The organism is Isoptericola sp. NPDC060257, assembly GCF_042726645.1.
Taxonomy (GTDB): domain Bacteria; phylum Actinomycetota; class Actinomycetes; order Actinomycetales; family Cellulomonadaceae; genus Isoptericola; species Isoptericola nanjingensis.
Genome location: NZ_JBHXAW010000062.1, coordinates 1 through 18,129 on the forward strand (window position 1 = coordinate 1; position 18,129 = coordinate 18,129).

The following is an 18,129-nucleotide window of genomic DNA, read 5'->3' on the forward strand; positions in this document are numbered from 1 at the left end:
CCTGCTGGCGGCGTGCGGCAAGTCGGCGCAGCTGCCCCTGCAGGCGTGGCTCGGGGACGCGATGGCGGGCCCGACGCCGGTGTCCGCGCTGATCCACGCGGCGACGATGGTGACCGCCGGCGTGTACCTGCTGGTGCGCTCCGGCCCGATCCTCGAGGCCGCGCCGGACGCGCAGCTCGTCGTCGCGATCGTCGGCGCGCTGACCCTGCTGTTCGGCGCGATCGTCGGTACCGCCAAGGACGACATCAAGAAGGCCCTCGCGGCGTCGACGATGTCGCAGATCGGCTACATGATGCTCGCCGCCGGCCTGGGGCCGGTCGGGTACGCGTTCGCGATCTTCCACCTGCTCACGCACGGCTTCTTCAAGGCCGGGCTGTTCCTCGGCGCCGGGTCCGTGATGCACGCGATGGACGACGACGTGAACATGCGCCGCTTCGGCGGGCTCGCCCGGCTGCTGCCGGTCACCGCGATCACGATGGGGCTCGGCTGGCTCGCCATCCTGGGCGTGCCGCCGTTCTCCGGGTTCTGGTCGAAGGACAAGATCATCGAGGCCGCGTTCGTCGGCGAGGGCTGGCGGCCGTGGGTGTTCGGCCTGGCCGCGCTGCTGGGCGCCGGGATCACCGCGTACTACATGTCGCGGCTCTTCTTCATGACCTTCGCGGGTCGTCGACGGTGGAGCAGCGACGGCGCGGACGACACGGTGGAGCGGCACCCGCACGAGGCCCCTCGCCTCATGACGTGGCCGATGATCATCCTCGCCGCGGGGTCGGTGTTCCTCGGCGGGATCCTGGCCCTCGGCGACCGGTTCGTCACCTGGCTGGAGCCGGTCACCGGGCACGCGGAGCACCACGAGCCGGTGCTGCCGGTGTGGCTGCTCATGACGCTCACCCTGGTGCTGGTGGTGCTCGGCGCGTTCCTCGCGTTCCGGCAGTACGCGGTCGCGGCGGTGCCGGTCGAGCCGCCGTCGGCGCCGGCCGTCGTGCGGGCGGCGCGGGTCGACCTGTACCAGGACGCCGTCAACGAGTCGCTCGTGATGCGGCCGGGCCAGTACCTCACCCGGGCGCTCGTGTACTCGGACCGCACGGCCGTCGACGGCGGCTGGCTCGGCCTGGCCGGCGGCATCGGGCGCCTCGGCTCCCGGCTGCGGCGGATGCAGAACGGCTACGTGCGGTCGTACGCGGCGACGATGCTCGGCGGCCTCGGCGTCGTCGGGCTGGTCGTGTGGGTCCTGGCGAGCTGATCGGGGTGGCGGGAGCGATGGCGATGACGCCGAAGAAGACGTCGACGACGAAGGACGGGGACGCATGATGATGTCCACAGGGTTCCCCTGGCTCACGGTCCTCATCGTGTGGCCGCTGGTGGCCGCGGCCGCGACGGCCCTCACGGGGGTGGGCAGGGGCCGACCGGCCGCAGGCCCGGTCACCGGGGGCCGGTTCGGGGCCGGTGCCGCCCGCACGGTCGCGCTGGTCGGCGCGCTGGTGGAGGTCCTCCTGCTGGTCGGGGCCTTCGCGGCCTTCGACACCGGCGACGCGGGGACCCATCAGCTCACCGAGACGTACTCCTGGATCCCGCCGATCGGCGCCAGCTACGCCGTCGGCGTCGACGGCGTGGGCCTGCTGCTGGTGGCGCTCTCGGTGGCCCTCGTGCCGCTGGTGATCCTCGCGGCCTGGCGCGAGCAGGGCGGCGACCACGTGCGGCTGCGCCGCTACCTCGCGACCGTGCTGCTGCTCGAGGCGTTCATGGTGACGGTCTTCGTGGCGCGCGACGTGTTCCTCTTCTACGTGGTGTTCGAGGCCATGCTGATCCCCGCCTACTTCCTCATCGGCGGGTTCGGGCAGGGGCCGCAGCGCCGGTACGCGGCGGTGAAGTTCCTGCTGTTCTCGCTGGCCGGCGGCCTGGTCATGCTGGTGGGCGTCATCGCGCTCTACCTGCAGGTGCCGGCCGCGGACCGCGGGCCGCAGACCTTCCTCACCGACAACCTCACGGGGCTGACGCTCGACCCGACGGCCGAGAAGCTCATGTTCTGCGCCTTCTTCCTCGCGTTCGCGATCAAGGCGCCGATGTTCCCCGTGCACTCGTGGCTGCCCGACGTCACGCAGCACGCGACGGCCGGTACCTCGACGCTCCTCATCTGCGTGCTCGACAAGGTCGGCACCTTCGGGATGCTCACCCTGTGCCTGCCGCTGTTCCCCGAGGCGAGCCGCTGGGCGGCGCCGTTCGTCATCGTGCTCGCGGTGATCTCGATCCTGTACGGCGCGATCCTCGCGATCGGCCAGAGCGACCTGCTGCGCCTCATCGGCTACACGTCGGTGTCCCACTTCGGATTCATCATCCTGGGCATCTTCACGTTCACCTCGCTGGGCACCGCGGGCTCCGGCCTGATGATGCTCAACCACGGCATCTCCACCGGGGCGCTGTTCCTCGTCGCCGGGTTCGCGATCGCGCGGCACCCGCGCCAGAGCCAGCTCATCGGAGACTACGGCGGCCTGCGCAAGGTGGCGCCGATCCTGGGCGGCACGTTCCTCGTGGCAGGACTCTCCGCGGCCGCGCTGCCCGGCCTCGCGACGTTCGTCTCCGAGATCATGGTGTTCCTCGGGTCGTACGCCCGCTGGCCCGCCGCGGTGATCGTCGCCGTGCCCGCCGTCGTCCTCGCCGCCGTGTACGTGCTGCTCACCTACCAGCGCATGTTCACGGGGGAGACGACGCCGGAGCTCGCGTCCGCGCGCGACCTCGACGGCCGTGAGAAGACCGTGGCCGGAGTGCTCGTCGGCGCGCTGCTCGTGCTCGGCCTCGTGCCCGGTCCGGTGCTCGACTACGTGCGCGCGCCCGGGGAGGTCGCCGTCGAGCAGGTCGGTGAGACGGACCCGCCGCCCGTGATCCAGTCGTCGGCCGAGCCCGTCACCGGTGCCGGGGCCGTGCCCACCGAGGGGAGCCTGCTGTGAACGACTTCGTCGCACCGCCCATCGACTGGGCGGCCGTCTCGCCGGTGCTGATCGTGCTGGCGGCGGGAGTGCTCGGCGTGCTGCTGGAGGCGTTCGTGCCCGCGAGGGCGCGCCGCACGACGCAGCTCACGCTCACCCTGGCGGCGCTCGCGGGCTCGCTCGTGGCGGTCGGGCTGCTGTGGGACCGGGTGCAGGAGAACGCGCTCTCCGTGGTCGGCGGGTCGTACCTGCTGACGCCGTTCGGCCTGGGCGTGCAGGCCGTGATCGGCGTGTGCGCGCTGCTGGGCGTGCTCGTCGTCGCGGAGCGCACCACGACCGGCCAGGACGCGTTCGCGCCGGCCGCGGCCGCCGTGCCGGGCACCGCGTACGAGGACGAGACGCGCCGCGCGGGCCTGCAGCAGACCGAGATCTACCCGCTCCTGCTGTTCTCGACCGGCGGCATGCTGCTGTTCCCGGCCACCGACGACCTCATCGTCATGTTCGTCGCGCTCGAGGTGCTGTCGCTGCCGCTGTACGTGCTGTGCGCGACGGCGCGTCGCCGCCGGCTGCTCAGCCAGGAGGCCGCGTTCAAGTACTTCGTGCTGGGCGCCTTCGCGTCCGCGCTGTTCGTCTTCGGCATCGCGCTCGTCTACGGCTTCGCCGGCACCGTGCGGCTGCAGGGCGTGGTCCAGGTGCTCGCGGACCCGTCCGTCTCGCCGCTGGGGTCGATGCCGGCCCTGGTGGTGGTCGGGCTGCTGCTGGTGCTCAGCGGGCTGCTGTTCAAGATCGGCGCCGCGCCGCTGCACGCGTGGACCCCGGACGTGTACCAGGGCGCCCCGACGCCGATCACCGGGTTCATGGCGGCGTGCACCAAGGCCGCCGCGATGGGCGCGCTGGTGCGCGTGCTGTTCACCCTCGCGAACGGCCTGGACCCCGCGACCAGGCACGACGTCGAGGTGGCGCTCTGGGCGGTCGCCATCCTCACGATGCTGATCGGCACCGTCGTCGGCGCCGTGCAGACCGACGTCAAGCGCCTGCTCGCGTACTCCGCGATCGCCCACGCCGGCTTCCTCCTGGTCGGGGTCGTCGGCATGGACGAGGCGGGCTCGCGGGCCGTGCTCTTCTACCTCCTCGCCTACGGGCTCGCGTCCGTCGGCGCGTTCGCGGTCGTGACGCTGGTGCGCGAGCGCACGGTGTCGGGCGACGACACCGGTGACAGGGCGGTCGGGACGGTCCCCGACGACGGCGTGGTGCTGGGCGAGGCCACGCGGCTCGCGCAGTGGGCGGGCCTGGGCCGCAAGGCCCCGTGGCTCACCGCGGCGTTCTCGCTGTTCCTCCTGTCGATGGCGGGGATCCCGCTCACGGCCGGGTTCGTCGCGAAGTTCGGTGTCTTCTCCGCGGCCGTCGAGGCGGGGGCGTGGCCCCTCGCGCTGCTCGGCGTGCTCGCGTCCGCCGTCTCCGTGTTCTTCTACGTCCGCGTCATCGTGCTCATGGTCCTCACCCCGCCGCCCGGCGGGGAGCAGGGCGCGGCGTCGTCGGGCGCGGCCTCGTCCGGGACGAGGGAGGGCGACGAGCAGGGCTCCGGCGGCGGCACCGCCACGGTGACGGGCGCGGCGACGCGCACGCTCGTCTCGCGGACGGTCGTGACGGTGGTCGGCTCGCGCGGCCCCGCGGCGTTCGCGATCGCGGTGTGCGCGGTGGGCGTGCTGCTCCTCGGCATCCTCCCGGCGGGCGCGCTGGACCTGGTCGGCCAGGCGGCGCAGTTCCGTCCCTGACGGCCCGACGCTCGTGCCGGGGTGTCCGACCTGACGCGGCCGAGTGCCGTCTCGGTGCGGTGTTCGGCGCCCCGGCCGGATAGGTTCGGACAGTGACTCGCGCTCCTTCCGCCTCGGCCCCCCGGCCCGGGCCCACGCCGCCCCCGGCGCCGCCGGCGATCCCGCTGTCCGACCCGGCGCTCGCCGACCGGCTCGCCGAGCGCATGACGCGGGTGGACGCGGCGCTCGACGACGCCGTGGCCTCGGCGGACGCGCTGGCCGACGACGCGTCGCGGCACCTCGTCGCGGCCGGAGGCAAGCGGTTCCGCCCGCTGCTCACGCTGCTCGCGGGCGAGCTGGGCGACGGGTCGCGCCCGGAGCTCGTGGACGCGGCCGTCGTCGTGGAGCTCACGCAGGTCGCGTCGTTGTACCACGACGACGTCATGGACTCCGCGCCGCTGCGCCGCGGGGCGCCCGCGGCGCACACGGTGTGGGGCAACTCGGTCGCGATCCTGGTGGGCGACCTCCTGTTCGCCCGGGCGTCCGCGCTCGTCGCGGGCCTCGGCCCGGAGGCGGTGGTGCTGCAGTCGCGCACGTTCGAGCGCATGTGCCTCGGCCAGCTGCACGAGACGATGGGGCCGGGGGCCGACGACGACCCGGTGGAGCACTACCTGCAGGTGCTCAGCGACAAGACGGCGTCGCTGCTGGCGACGTCGGCGCGCCTCGGCGCGATGTTCGGCGGCTGCGAGCCCGCCGTCGTCGAGGCCGTGGCGGCGTACGGCGAGAAGGTGGGCGTCGCGTTCCAGCTCGCCGACGACGTGCTCGACATCGCGTCGTCCGGCGACGAGTCCGGCAAGACGCCCGGCACCGACCTGCGCGAGCACGTGCCGACGATGCCGGTGCTGCTGCTGCGCCAACGGGTCGCGCGGGGCGAGGGCTCCGCGGCGGACGCGGCGCTCGTCGCCCGGCTCGACGGCGACCTCGACGGCGACGACGCGCTCGCCGCCGTCGTCGCGGAGCTGCGGGCGCACGACGTGCTCGCCGAGACCCGCTCGCTCGCCGGCCGGTGGGCGCGCGAGGCCGCCGCAGAGCTGGCGCCGCTGCCCGACGGCTCGGTGAAGGAGGCGCTCGCCGACCTCGCCCAGGCGCTGGCCGACCGGACGGCGTGACCAGCTCGACGATCGGGCCGAGCGACCGGGTGCCGACGGGCTAGGCGGCGGCCAGCCGCGCGAACGACACCGCGAGCGCCGCGCCGGCGAGCAGGTACGGGCCGAAGGCCAGCGCCGTCCCGCGCGACGCCCGCCGGGTGACCATGAGGACGAGCGCCACGCACCCGCCGAGCAGGATCGGGAGCACCGCCGCGGCGACGAGCGCCGGCCAGCCGTACCAGGCGGTGACGAGGCCGAGGAGCACGGCGAGCTTGGCGTCGCCGCGCCCCATCCCCGCGCGGTGGACGAGGTGCAGCAGCAGGTACGCCCCGCCGAGCAGGAGGCCGCCGAGGAGCGCCCGCAGCGCCGCGTCCCACGTCCCTCCGGCGAGCGCCGCGAGGGCGAGCAGCCCGGCGACGACCGCCGTCGCCGGGTAGGTGAGCGCATCCGGCAGCCGGTGCGTGCGGGCGTCGACCACCCAGAGCGCGGCCCCGGCCACGGCGGCCACGACGAGCGCCGGGGTCGCCCAGCCGGGCCCGCTCGCCCACACCGCCCAGGCCGCCCCGAGGACGGCTCCCCACGTCACCGCGCGGCGATGGGGCGCGACCTCGGCACGGGCACGGTGGAGGATCGGGGGCACCCGCGGATGCTATGCGCCGGCGTCGGGGCGCGGGGGGCGCCGTCCACAGCCCGTGGCGGCCGGCTCAGCCCGGGAGCGCCACGGCGTCGGCCGCGAGGACGAGCTGCGCGACGCACACCACCGCCACGGCCAGGCTCAGCAGGAACGGCGCGCGGCTGTGCGGCCGCACCACCCCCACGGTCCCGGCGAGGGCGGCGAGCACGACCGCGCCGCCGGCGAGCGTCGCCGACGCCGCGGAGGGCGGGCCCGGCGGGCCGAGGAGGATCACCACGCTGCCCGCCGCGAGGACCACGGGTGCCAGCACGCTCGTGCCCCGGCGGCCCAGGCGGTGGGGCAGGCCCCGCACCCCGGTGGCGGCGTCGTCCTCGAGGTCGGGCAGCACGTTGGCGAGGTGGGCGCCGACGCCGAGCAGCGCGGCCGCGCCGACCGTCCAGCCGGCGACGACCCGGCCGTCGCCCGCGGCGGCCACGACGAACGCGGGCAGCAGCCCGAAGCTCACGGCGTAGGGCAGCCACGACAGCGGCGTCGACTTGAGCCGCGCGTTGTACGACCAGGCGCTGCCGACCGCGGCGACGTGCAGCAGCCCCGGCACGAGCCCCGTCGCGAAGGACAGGACGACGCACCCGGCCAGGGCGACGAACGCGGCCGTCCGGAGGGTGCGGGGCGCCACGGCGCCCGTCACCGTCGGCTTGTCCGCGCGCCCGACGCGACGGTCGCGCGCGGCGTCGAGCCAGTCGTTGCTCCACCCCACCGACAGCTGGCCGGCGGCCACGGCCGCCGTGACGAGCAGGGCACGGCCCGCGGTGAGGCCGACGCCGACGGCGAACACCAGGGCCAGCCCCGTGACCACCGCCGCGGGGGCCGGGTGCGTGGAGAGCAGCAGCCCGCGCGCCCGCGCCGCGGCCGTGACCCGCGCCGTCCCCGTCGTGTCGCCGCCCACGGGGGCAACCTACGCCGCGGGGCCCGATCCCGCCGGGCCCCTTCGCAAGCGCCTCGCCAGGCCCCGTCGCGGCGGGAACGACCGGCCCCCGCGCGGGGGAACGGCGGCGGTGCCACGATGCGAAGCATGTCGCGCGTCCTCGCCGTCGCCCCCGTCCTGCCCGGTCCGGCGCACCCGCAGGAGCGGATCGCCGAGATGGTCGCCCCGCTGCTGGCAGACGCAGGGCCGCGCCGCGAGCTGGCCCGCCGCCTGCACGCCGCCGCCGGGGTGCGCACCCGGCACCTCGCGCTCCCGCTCGCCGAGTACGAGCGGCCGTTCGGGTTCGCGGACGCCAACGCCGTGTTCGCCCGCGAGGGGTCGGCGCTGGCCGAGCGGGCGTGCCGGGAGGCGCTCGCGGCCGCGGGCGTAAACCCGGGCGACGTCGACCTGCTGTTCTTCACGTCGGTGACGGGCGTGGGGGCGCCGTCGGTCGACGCCGGGCTGGTGGGCCGCCTGGGCCTGCGGCCCGACGTCCGCCGGGTGCCGTCCTTCGGGCTCGGCTGCGCGGGCGGCGCGGCCGGGCTGGCGCACCTGCACGAGTACCTCGCGGGGCACCCGGACCAGGTGGCGCTGCTGGTCTCCGTCGAGCTGTGCTCGCTCACGCTGCAGCGGGACGACGGCTCGACCGCGAACCTGCTCTCGTCCGGCCTCTTCGGGGACGGGGCGAGCGCCGTGGTCGTCGCGGGCGAGGGCGTCGAGCCGCGCGGCCCCCGCCCCGGGCCGCGGGTCGTGGACGCCCGCGGCCGGCTCTACCCCGGCACCGAGCGGCACCTGGGGTGGGAGGTCCGGGACACCGGGTTCGGCATCGTGCTGTCGGCGGAGCTCCCGCAGCTGCTGCGGGCGCACCTCGCGGGGGACGTCAAGGACCTGCTGGCCGCGCACGGCCTGGAGCCGGGCGACGTCGGCACCTGGGTGGTGCACGCGGGCGGGCCGAAGATCGTCGACGCCGTGCGCGACGCCCTCGGCCTGCCCGAGGAGGCGGTGGCCCGCACCCGCGCGACCCTGGCGGCCGAGGGCAACCTGTCGTCGTCGTCCGTGCTCCACGTGCTCGCGGCGACCCTCGACGACGGCGCGCCGCCGCCGGGCGGGTGGGCGGTGCTCATGGCGTTCGGGCCCGGCGTCGCGGTCGAGCTGGTGCTGCTGCGGGCACCCGCGGCGGGGGCGGCATGAGCGCGGCGCTCTACGCCGCCCTCGTGCTCGCGACCGGCCTGGAGCGGCTGGCCGAGCTCGTCGTCTCGGCGCGCCACGCGCGCTGGTCGTTCGCGCGCGGGGGCGTCGAGTCCGGCCGCGGGCACTTCCCGGCGATGGTCGCGCTGCACACGGGCCTGCTAGTGGCGTGCGTGGTGGAGGTCCTCGTCGCCGACCGGCCCTTCCTGCCGTGGCTGGGGTGGCCCATGCTCGCGCTCGTCCTCGCGAGCCAGGGCCTGCGCTGGTGGTGCATCGCGACGCTGGGGGAGCGGTGGAACACCCGCGTGATCGTGGTGCCCGGGCTGCCGCTGGTGCGCCGCGGCCCCTACCGCTGGCTGGCGCACCCCAACTACGTGGCCGTGGTGGTCGAGGGCGTCGCGCTGCCGCTGGTGCACACGGCGTGGGTGACGGCGCTGGCGTTCACCGTCCTGAACGCCTGGTTGCTGCTCGGGTTCCGCATCCCCGCCGAGGAGCGCGCGCTGCGGGCTGCCGAGGTCGGCTGATGCCCGGCCGCCCGCCCGACCCTGCTGTCGACGGCGTCGACGTCGAGACGGACGTGCTCGTGGTCGGCGGCGGCCCCGTCGGCCTCGCCGCGGCGATCGAGGCGCGGCGGGCCGGGCTGGGCGTCGTGGTGCTGGAGCCCCGGACGGCGCCGGTCGACAAGGCGTGCGGCGAGGGGCTGATGCCCGGCACGCTCGCCGCCGTGCGCCGTCTCGGGGTCGACCCGCAGGGCTGGCCGCTGCGCGGCATCTCCTACCGCCAGGACGGGGTGGTCGCCGACCACCGGTTCGCGGGCGGGCCCGGCCGGGGTGTGCGCCGGACCGCGCTGCACGCCGCGCTGCACGCGGCCGCGCTCGACGCCGGCGCCGCCGTGCTGCCCCGGCGGGCCGGGACGGTGGCGCAGGGCGCCGGCGGGGTCGAGGCCGCGGGGGTCCGCGGCCGCTGGCTGCTCGCCTGCGACGGGCTGCACTCGCGCGTCCGGCGGGAGGTGGGGCTCGACCTGCGCGACGTCGGCCCCCGCGAGGGTGTCCTCCGCGGCGTCGTGCGCCGGCGCGTCGGCCGCGACCGCCGGCGGCGGTTCGGGCTCCGCCGGCACTTCCGGGTGCCGCCGTGGACGGACCTCGTGGAGGTGCACTGGGCCCCGCGGGTCGAGGCCTACGTCACGCCCGTGGCGCCGGACCTCGTGGGCGTGGCCGTGCTCGGCCCGGCGGGCGCGGACCTCGGCGCCGCGCTCGCGACCCTGCCGGAGCTCGCCGACCGGCTGGCGGGCGCCGAGCCGGAGGGTCCGGTGCGGGGCGCCGGGCCGATGCTCGTGCGCAGCCGGGCGCGGACCGCCGGGCGGGTGCGGCTGGTCGGGGACGCGTCCGGGTACGTGGACGCGCTGACGGGCGAGGGGCTGCGGGTCGGGTTCGCGCAGGCGCGCGCCGCCGTCGCGCACCTCGACGACCCGGCCGGGTACGAGCGGGCGTGGTCCCGGGCCACCCGGGACGTGCGATGGCTCACGACCGGGCTCGTGGCGGCGGCGACGTCGCCCCTCCGCCGCGGTGTGGTGCCGGCGGCCGCCCGCGCGCCGGCGCTGTACGGCGCGGTGGTCGAACGGCTGGCCCGTTGATGAAAGCCCGAAGCAACCATGACCGATCTGCAAGACAACCCGTTCACATGGCGGGACGGTTGTGGCACCCTGGGTAAGGCTGGACCCTGACAGGTGAGGTAAGCCTCACCCGATCGCAGGAGAATCCTCCTAGAATCGAACGCCACGCATACCCGATCCGGAAGGCGTATCCCGCAGTGAGCAGCATCCGACCTCTGCGCGTCGCGATCGTCGGCGCAGGCCCCGCCGGCATCTACGCCGCGGACATCCTGTCGAAGACCGACCTCGACGTGAGCATCGACCTCTTCGAACGCCTGCCCGCCCCGTTCGGCCTCGTGCGGTACGGCGTCGCCCCGGACCACCCGCGCATCAAGCAGATCATCACCGCCCTGCACCGCGTGCTGAGCCGCGGCGACGTCCGCCTGCTGGGCAACGTGGACTACGGCGTCGACCTCAAGCTGGACGACCTGCGCCAGTTCTACGACGCCGTGATCTTCTCCACGGGCGCGATCAAGGACCACGAGCTGCCGGTGCCGGGCATCGACCTCGACGGCTCGTACGGCGCCGCGGACTTCGTGTCCTGGTACGACGGCCACCCCGACGTGCCGCGCACCTGGCCGCTCGAGGCCAAGGAGGTCGCCGTGCTCGGTGCCGGCAACGTCGCCCTCGACGTCGCGCGCATCCTTGCCAAGCACGCGGACGACCTGCTGCCCACCGAGATCCCGGCCAACGTCTACGACATCCTCAAGTCGTCGCCGGTGACGGACGTGCACGTCTTCGCGCGCCGCGGCCCGGCGCAGGTGAAGTTCTCGCCGCTGGAGCTGCGCGAGCTCGGCCACGTGCCGGACGTCGACATCGTCGTCTACCCCGAGGACTACGACTTCGACGAGGGCTCGATGGCCGCCGTCGAGTCGTCCAACCAGACCAAGCAGGTCGTCAAGACGCTCACGGACTGGACCCTCGTCGACCCGTCGACGCAGAAGGCCTCCCGCCGCCTGCACCTGCACTTCCTGCACGCCCCCGCCGAGATCCTCGGCGAGGACGGCAAGGTCGTCGGGCTGCGCACCGAGCGCACCGCGCTGCAGGGCGACGGCACGGTCAAGGGCACGGGCGAGCACCACGACTGGCCGGTCCAGGCCGTCTACCGTGCGGTCGGCTACTTCGGCTCGCCGCTGCCGGAGATCCCCTTCGACGAGCTCAAGGGCGTCATCTCCAACCGCGAGGGCCGCGTCGTCGACCTCGACGGCGACCACCTGCCCGGCGTGTACGCCACCGGCTGGATCAAGCGCGGGCCGGTCGGCCTCATCGGCCACACCAAGTCCGACGCGTCCGAGACGATCCGCCACCTCGTGGAGGACGTCACGGGCGTGGGCGACGGCGGCGACGTCGCGACGGGCGACGTCACCGGCGGGCGCACCGCCACCCAGGCGGACCCGCAGGCCGTCCTGGACTTCCTCGCCGACCGCGGCGTCGACGTCGTCGAGTGGGACGACTTCGTGCTGCTCGACGAGCACGAGAAGTCGCTGGGCGAGCCGCACGGCCGCGAGCGCATCAAGGTCGTGCCGCGCGACGAGATGCTCGACATCGCGAAGCGTCGCGCGTCCTCCTGACGCCGAGGTGGTACCGGACCCCGCGAGCTACCTCGCGGGGTCCTGTGCTACCTCGGTGGGGTGGCGGGAACCGCCCGGCCCCTCGGCGCGTTCACCCCGTGGGATCCTGCCGGCGCGCCGGCGCGGGCAGGGCGCACGGAAGGAGACGGCAGGACACATGGGCCACCAGCACTTCAACGGTCTCAAGACGGCGGCGCTCTTCGGCGTCATGTGGGCCGTGGTCCTCGGCCTGTGGGCCCTGTTCTTCCGCGGCAGCGCGGGCATGCTCGTCGTCTTCGTGGGGATCGGCCTCGTCACGACGTTCGTCGGCTACTGGAACTCCGACAAGATCGCGATCCGGGCGATGCACGCCTACCCGGTGACGGAGCTCGAGGCGCCGGAGATGTACCGCATCGTGCGGGAGCTCTCGACGGAGGCCCGCCAGCCCATGCCGCGCCTGTTCATCTCGCCCACGCAGGCCCCGAACGCGTTCGCGACGGGGCGCAACCCCAAGAACGCGGCGGTGTGCTGCACCGAGGGCATCCTGCGGCTGCTCGACGAGCGGGAGCTGCGCGGCGTGCTCGGGCACGAGCTGATGCACGTGTACAACCGCGACATCCTCACGTCGTCGGTGGCGTCCGCGATGGCGGGCGTCATCACCTCGCTGGCCCAGTTCCTGCTGATCTTCGGCGGCGGCGACCGGCGCGAGGGCGGCAACCCGCTCGCGGCCCTGGCGATGGCGATCCTCGCGCCGTTCGCGGCGATGATGATCCAGATGGCGATCTCCCGGACGCGCGAGTACGACGCGGACGAGGACGGCGCCAAGCTCACGGGCGACCCGATGGCCCTGGCGTCGGCGCTGCGCAAGCTGGAGTCCGGCACGGCGAAGGCGCCCCTGCCGCAGACCCGCGAGCTGCAGAACGTCTCCCACCTCATGCTGGCCAACCCGTTCCGCGGCGCGGGCATGGCGAAGATGTTCTCCACGCACCCGCCGATGGCGGACCGCATCGCCCGCCTGGAGAAGATGGCCGGCGGCACGGGCTTCGGCCCGGGCGGAATCACCCGCTACTGACGGCCCGTGGGGCCGCGCTCGGGGAGCGTGGCCGACGCCGGTCTGCCAGGCTGACCTGCGATGACCTCAGCCCCGCCGGGCGGCCGGGACGACGCGGCCGAGCCCGGGCAGCGTGAGCGCCCGCCGTCGCCGCACCCGGACGCCGGTCACGCGCGCCTGCGGCGCTGGCAGGCGGCGACCGAGTGGCCGCTGACCGCGATCTCCCTGGTGTTCCTCGTCGCGTACGCCATCCCGATCGCGCGCCCGGAGGCCTCGCCGGACGTGCGGGCCGCCTGCTCCTTCGTGCTCGCGGTGACCTGGGCGCTCTTCGTGGTGGACTACGTCGTGCGCGCCCGGCTCGCGCCCCGCCCGTGGCGCTACGTCCGCCGGCACCCGCTCGAGCTCGCCGTGGTCGTGCTGCCCGTGCTGCGCCCGCTGCTGCTGGTGTCCGTGGTGGTGCGCCTCAACCGGGTCAACGCCGTGCGGCTGCGCGGCCGGGTGGTGCGGTTCGCCGCGGCGGGCACCGCCCTCCTGGTGATCGTGGGCGCGCTGACGGTGACGCAGGCCGAGCGCGGCGCGCCGGGAGCCAGCATCGTGAACCTCGGCGACGGGTTCTGGTGGGCGATGGTGACCATCACGACCGTGGGCTACGGCGACCTCACGCCGGTGACCCCGGCGGGCCGCGTCATCGCGGTCTGCCTGATGCTCGGCGGCATCGCGCTGCTGGGCGTCGTGACGGCGACGCTCTCGTCGTGGCTGGTGGAGCGGGTCACCGACACGTCGTCGCCGGACGACCGCCTGGGCGCGGCGCGCGGACCGGCGGGGGAGGCGCCCGTCGGCCTGGTCAGCCAGGCGCAGGTGGCCCTGCTCGTCGCCGAGGTGCAGGAGCTGCGCGCCCAGCTCGTCGCCGACCGGCAGCGCGCACAGGCTCAGGGGGAGAGCGGCTCCGGGGAGTAGCCGTCCACGGGCGGGGACACGTCGAGCGCGGCCTCCAGCGCGGCGGCGACGCCGTCGTCGTCGTTGCCCGGCACGACGGCGTCCGCGCAGGTGAGCACGTCGGGGTGCGCGTTGGCGACGGCGTGCCCGCGGCCTGCCCAGCGCAGCATCGGAAGGTCGTTGGGCATGTCGCCGAAGGCCCACACGTCGCGGGCGTCGACGCCGAGCCGGCGGCACCAGCGGGCGAGCGCGACGTCCTTCGTCACGCCGGGCGGCAGCAGCTCGGCCAGCCCGGCGGCGCCGGAGTAGTGCAGCTCGGCGCGACCGTCGACGACGCCGCGCACGCGGTCGAAGAAGGCCTCCTGGGCGTCGTCGCGGACGTCGCCGCGCTGCACGACGCCGAAGCCCTGCGTCGCCGTGCCCGGCCGGACGGCGAGGAGCTTGGCGACGGCGTCGTCCGCGCCGCGCAGCGCGTCCTCGACGGGCACGGCCCGCAGGCCGCGGTCGAGGCCGGGCTCGCCGTCGGGGAACCAGGGGTCGAAGGCCGGGCCGCGGACGGTCTCGACGGCGAGGCCCACCCCGGGCACGGCCTCCCGCAGCCCGGCGACGAGCTCCTGCACGACGCCGTCGCCGAAGCCGCAGGCGTCCAGCGCCCGGCCGGACCCCAGGTCCCAGACCGCGGCGCCGCCCAGGGCGATGACCCGGCCGTGGCCGCCGACCAGGTCGGCCAGGTCGGCCAGCCAGCGGGGCGGGCGGGCGGTGACGAAGACGACCTCGACGCCGGCGTCCTCCACGGCCCGCAGCGCGGCGCGCGTGCGGGCGGAGACGGTGCCGTCCGAGCGCAGCAGCGTGCCGTCGAGGTCCGTCGCGACGACGCGCGGCAGCCCGCGGCGTGCGCCGCCCGCCCGTGCCGTCACCGGTAGTTGACGAACTGGACCGCGAAGTCCAGGTCCGCGCCCTTGAGGAGCGCGATCACGGCCTGCAGGTCGTCGCGGGACTTGCTCGTCGCGCGCACCTCGTCGCCCGTGATCTGCGTCTTGACGCCCTTGGGGCCCTCCTCGCGAATGAGCTTGGTGACCTTCTTGGCGTTCTCGCCCGCGAGGCCCTCCTTGAGGGAGCCGGCGAGCCGGTAGACCTTGCCGGACGACTGAGGCTCGTTCTCGCCCGTGTCGAGGGCCTTGAGCGAGACGCCGCGCTTGACGAGCTTGGTCTGGAACACGTCGAGGGCGGCGAGCACGCGCTCCGCGGAGTTCGCCTCGAAGACGATGGTGTCCTGACCGCTCCACGCGATGGACGCGCCCACCCCCTTGAAGTCGTACCGCTGGGCGATCTCCTTGGCGGCCTGGTTGAGGGCGTTGTCCACCTCCTGGCGGTCCACCTTGCTGACGATGTCGAACGACGAGTCGGCCACGACTGCTCCTTGGTGCTCTGGTCTTGCTCAGATCGGCGTGCGATCTGGACGCGACGTATCAGACGGCTGGGTTCGCCCACTACCGTAGTGCGGCGATGCATGGGGAGGCCTACCCATCGAGACGACCGGTGTCATGTCGGGCGTCTTCGGTAGGGTTCGCCGAGGTATGCATCAAGCCGGTTCCCAGGCAACTTCCCCAGATGGGTCAGACCGGTCCTCCGCCCGCGGCGCGACGGTAGCGCGCGGGCTGTCGCACCAGCCGCTGTCCGCACCTGCCCGAAGTCGGAGAGGAACCGAACCGCATGAGCGTCGTCTCACGCGCCGTGGAGCACCGTCGGTCCATCGCCTCTGCCGGGGTCGTCGCGCTGTTCGGCGCGGGGCTCGCCGGCTTCGCGCTCTGGTACGACGGCGAGGCGACGGTGGACGTCGACCTCAACGACTCCGGCGTGTGGGTGACGAACGCCGCCGACGGCGAGGTCGGCCGGTTCAACTACCAGGCCCAGGCGCTCGACGGCACGCTGTACGCCAACGCGACGGGCTTCGACGTCCAGCAGGACGCGCAGCGGGTGCTCCTGTCGAGCACGGGGGACTCCTCGGCCAGCCCCATCGACCCGGCGCAGCTCGCCCTGACCAGCACGATGAAGCTGCCCGGGGGCGCACAGGTCGCGTCGGGCGGCGCCACCACCGCGATCTACGACGACGAGTCGGGCACCGTGTGGGTGCTCCCGTTCGACGGCTCGGGGTCCTTCGACCCTGAGAAGTCCGAGCCCGCGCTCGAGAAGGTGGGCCAGGGCGCTCGGCTCGAGGTGAGCACGGGCGGCACGGTCGTCGTGGCGTCGCCCGCCGACCAGAAGCTGTGGACGATCCCGACCAGCACGCGCGGCACGGCCGAGGGCCCCGAGGAGGAACGGCTCTCGGTGCAGCCGGGGTCCGACGTGCAGGTGACCACCGTGGGCGAGGAGCCCGTGGTGCTCGACCGCTCGACGGGCAAGGTCGTGCTGCCGGGGGGCGACGCCGTGGAGGTCGACGGCGGCGCCGAGGCCCAGCTGCAGCAGCCGTCGCCCGACTCGGACATCGTGCTGCTCGCGACCTCGCGCGGGCTGGTCTCCCAGCCGCTCGACGGCGGGACGCCGACGAGGCGGACCGCGAACGGCACCCCCGCGCGGCCCGTCCAGCTGGGCGCGTGCGCCTACGGCGCGTGGTCCGTGTCCGGGCAGGTGGTGCGGGACTGCCCCGGGACCGACGACGACCAGGATGTCGTCCTGGAGGGGCTCTCCGCTGACAGCAACCTCGTCTACCGCGTGAACCGCGACGTCATCGTGCTCAACGACGTGGCCCGCGGCACGCTGTGGATGGCGGCGGACGAGTTCCAGAAGGTCGACGACTGGGACCTGACGATCCCGGAGAACGACGAGGGCGAGAAGACCGAGTCCGAGGAGACGACGCCGGAGCAGGTCGACCAGTTCGTCGCCGACCGGGACAAGAAGAACCGGCCGCCGCAGGCGAAGGACGACCGTTTCGGGGTCCGGGCCGGGGGCACCACGGTGCTCAACGTGCTGGGCAACGACATCGACCCGGACGGCGACGTGATGACGGCGTCGGTCGACGGCGACCCCGACGGCGAGATCGCCGTGGACCGGGTGCTCGACGGCGCGGCGCTGCAGGCCGACGTGCCCGCGGACGCGACGGGGAGCACGACGTTCACCTACATGGTCGACGACGGCCGCGAGGGCGGCACGGACACCGCGAAGGTCACGGTCACGGTCGTGCCGCAGTCAGAGAACGACCCGCCGACGCAGTCGGGCGAGCCCGTGCTCCGCGTCGGCCAGGGCGGCACCGCCGACGTCAAGGTGCTGCCCTACTTCAAGGACCCGGACGGCGACGACCTCTTCCTGTCCCACGCGGGGACGAAGGACCCGAACGACGAGGTCCGGTTCCGCCCGGACGGGACCGTCGAGTTCCGCGACGGCGGGGCGGCCACCGGCCGCAAGATCGTCGACGTCACCGTGTCGGACTCCTACGGCGAGCCGGTCGAGGGCCGTCTCCTCGTCGACGTGGTGGCGACGAACGAGCCGCCGGTGGCGGTGCAGGACCACGTCACGGTGCTCGCCGGCCAGCCGGTGACCATCGAGCCGCTGGCCAACGACTCGGACCCGAACGGGGACGAGCTGCGGCTCGTGCACGTGACGGAGCAGAAGGGCCTCAAGGTCACGAACAACCTGTCCGCCGGGGTGTTCTCCGTCCAGGGGCAGGAGCCCGGCTCCTTCGACATCACCTACCAGCTGAGCGACGGCCCCAACGTGGCCCTCGGCCTGGTCCGCGTGGACGTCGTCGCGCCGCCGGAGGACGAGGCACCGCCGGTGGTGGTCTCCGACCAGGTGCTGCTGCCGTCGGACGGCTCCGCGCTGCTGGACGTGCTGGCCAACGACACCGACCCGGCGGGCGGCGTGCTCGTCGTGCAGTCGGTCACCGTGCCGGAGGACTCGCCCGTCGACGTGGCGGTGCTCAACCACGAGATCCTCAAGGTCACGGAGAAGCGCCGCCTCAGCGAGCCGGTGACCTTCGAGTACACGGTCGCGAACGGCAGCGGGTCCTCGACCGGCCAGGTGCGCGTGGTGCCCATCCCGGCGCCCGACCGGCTGCGGCCCCCCGAGGCCGGCGCGGACAAGGCGCTGGTGCACGCGGGCGACGTCGTGACGATCCCGGTGCTGAAGAACGACTCGCACCCCGACGGCCTCGAGATCGTCCTCAACGACGAGCTCCAGGAGGAGCCCGAGGCGGAGCTCGGCGAGGCGTTCGTCTCCGAGGACACCGTGCGGTTCAAGGCGGGCTCCGAGGCGGGCACCGCGCACCTCGTCTACGAGGTCCGCGACAGCAACGGGCAGAAGGACTCCGCGCAGGTCACGATCACGATCAAGGAC

Annotated in this window: 15 protein-coding genes; 11 read left to right on the forward strand and 4 right to left on the reverse strand. The window is 74.6% G+C overall.

Features of this window, described 5'->3' with window-relative positions; all coding sequences use genetic code 11:
• From ACFWEK_RS07505 to ACFWEK_RS07520, 4 genes are all read left to right on the forward strand, one after another.
• On the forward strand, positions 1-1,240 hold a 1,240-nt coding region (locus ACFWEK_RS07505), incomplete at its 5' end, for an NADH-quinone oxidoreductase subunit L (RefSeq protein ID WP_430553640.1).
• A gap of 70 nt (positions 1,241-1,310) precedes the next feature.
• Complete coding sequence (locus ACFWEK_RS07510) at positions 1,311-2,942, forward strand: NADH-quinone oxidoreductase subunit M (RefSeq protein WP_430553649.1); 1,632 nt, start codon at positions 1,311-1,313, stop codon at positions 2,940-2,942.
• Complete coding sequence (nuoN, locus tag ACFWEK_RS07515) at positions 2,939-4,696, forward strand: NADH-quinone oxidoreductase subunit NuoN (protein WP_430553641.1); 1,758 nt, start codon at positions 2,939-2,941, stop codon at positions 4,694-4,696. The genes ACFWEK_RS07510 and nuoN overlap by 4 nt, the downstream gene beginning before the upstream one ends.
• A gap of 92 nt (positions 4,697-4,788) precedes the next feature.
• Positions 4,789-5,844: a polyprenyl synthetase family protein gene (locus ACFWEK_RS07520; protein WP_430553642.1), complete on the forward strand. Its 1,056-nt coding sequence runs from the start codon at positions 4,789-4,791 to the stop codon at positions 5,842-5,844.
• Between the two features lie 40 nt (positions 5,845-5,884).
• On the opposite strand, the gene ACFWEK_RS07525 is transcribed toward ACFWEK_RS07520, so the two are convergent.
• Positions 5,885-6,463 carry a prepilin peptidase gene (locus ACFWEK_RS07525; protein WP_430553643.1) on the reverse strand — a complete coding sequence of 193 codons (579 nt, stop codon included), beginning with the start codon at positions 6,461-6,463 and terminating at the stop codon, positions 5,885-5,887.
• Between the two features lie 64 nt (positions 6,464-6,527).
• Entirely contained in the window at positions 6,528-7,403 is an 876-nt protein-coding gene (locus tag ACFWEK_RS07530; RefSeq protein WP_430548113.1) for a UbiA family prenyltransferase, read from the reverse strand.
• A gap of 126 nt (positions 7,404-7,529) precedes the next feature.
• Here ACFWEK_RS07530 and ACFWEK_RS07535 point away from each other — a divergent pair, with 126 nt between their 5' ends.
• The 6 genes from ACFWEK_RS07535 to ACFWEK_RS07560 all read left to right on the forward strand — a co-directional run bounded on the left by ACFWEK_RS07535 (position 7,530) and on the right by ACFWEK_RS07560 (position 13,818).
• Positions 7,530-8,612 carry a type III polyketide synthase gene (locus tag ACFWEK_RS07535; RefSeq protein WP_430553644.1) on the forward strand — a complete coding sequence of 361 codons (1,083 nt, stop codon included), beginning with the start codon at positions 7,530-7,532 and terminating at the stop codon, positions 8,610-8,612.
• Positions 8,609-9,133: an isoprenylcysteine carboxyl methyltransferase family protein gene (locus ACFWEK_RS07540; RefSeq protein ID WP_429764893.1), complete on the forward strand. Its 525-nt coding sequence runs from the start codon at positions 8,609-8,611 to the stop codon at positions 9,131-9,133. The genes ACFWEK_RS07535 and ACFWEK_RS07540 overlap by 4 nt, the downstream gene beginning before the upstream one ends.
• Positions 9,133-10,242 carry an NAD(P)/FAD-dependent oxidoreductase gene (locus ACFWEK_RS07545; RefSeq protein WP_430553645.1) on the forward strand — a complete coding sequence of 370 codons (1,110 nt, stop codon included), beginning with the start codon at positions 9,133-9,135 and terminating at the stop codon, positions 10,240-10,242. The genes ACFWEK_RS07540 and ACFWEK_RS07545 overlap by 1 nt, the downstream gene beginning before the upstream one ends.
• Before the next feature lie 176 nt (positions 10,243-10,418).
• Entirely contained in the window at positions 10,419-11,831 is a 1,413-nt protein-coding gene (locus ACFWEK_RS07550; RefSeq protein ID WP_430548116.1) for an FAD-dependent oxidoreductase, read from the forward strand.
• A 157-nt stretch (positions 11,832-11,988) separates the two neighbouring features.
• Positions 11,989-12,882 carry a zinc metalloprotease HtpX gene (gene htpX, locus ACFWEK_RS07555; RefSeq protein WP_429764854.1) on the forward strand — a complete coding sequence of 298 codons (894 nt, stop codon included), beginning with the start codon at positions 11,989-11,991 and terminating at the stop codon, positions 12,880-12,882.
• Between the two features lie 60 nt (positions 12,883-12,942).
• The gene (locus ACFWEK_RS07560; RefSeq protein WP_430553646.1) at positions 12,943-13,818 is read left to right on the forward strand and encodes a potassium channel family protein; all 876 of its coding nucleotides are present in this window, start codon (positions 12,943-12,945) and stop codon (positions 13,816-13,818) included.
• Here ACFWEK_RS07560 and ACFWEK_RS07565 read toward each other — a convergent pair.
• Both ACFWEK_RS07565 and ACFWEK_RS07570 read right to left on the reverse strand, forming a co-directional pair.
• Positions 13,791-14,714, reverse strand: a complete 924-nt coding sequence (locus ACFWEK_RS07565) for an HAD family hydrolase (RefSeq protein ID WP_430553647.1) — start codon at positions 14,712-14,714, stop codon at positions 13,791-13,793. The genes ACFWEK_RS07560 and ACFWEK_RS07565 overlap by 28 nt on opposite strands.
• Entirely contained in the window at positions 14,711-15,208 is a 498-nt protein-coding gene (locus ACFWEK_RS07570) for a YajQ family cyclic di-GMP-binding protein (protein WP_429764848.1), read from the reverse strand. The genes ACFWEK_RS07565 and ACFWEK_RS07570 overlap by 4 nt, the downstream gene beginning before the upstream one ends.
• Before the next feature lie 302 nt (positions 15,209-15,510).
• Between ACFWEK_RS07570 and ACFWEK_RS07575 the strand changes: the two genes are divergently transcribed.
• Positions 15,511-18,129: Ig-like domain-containing protein (locus ACFWEK_RS07575; RefSeq protein WP_430553648.1), on the forward strand; the 2,619-nt coding region annotated here is incomplete at its 3' end.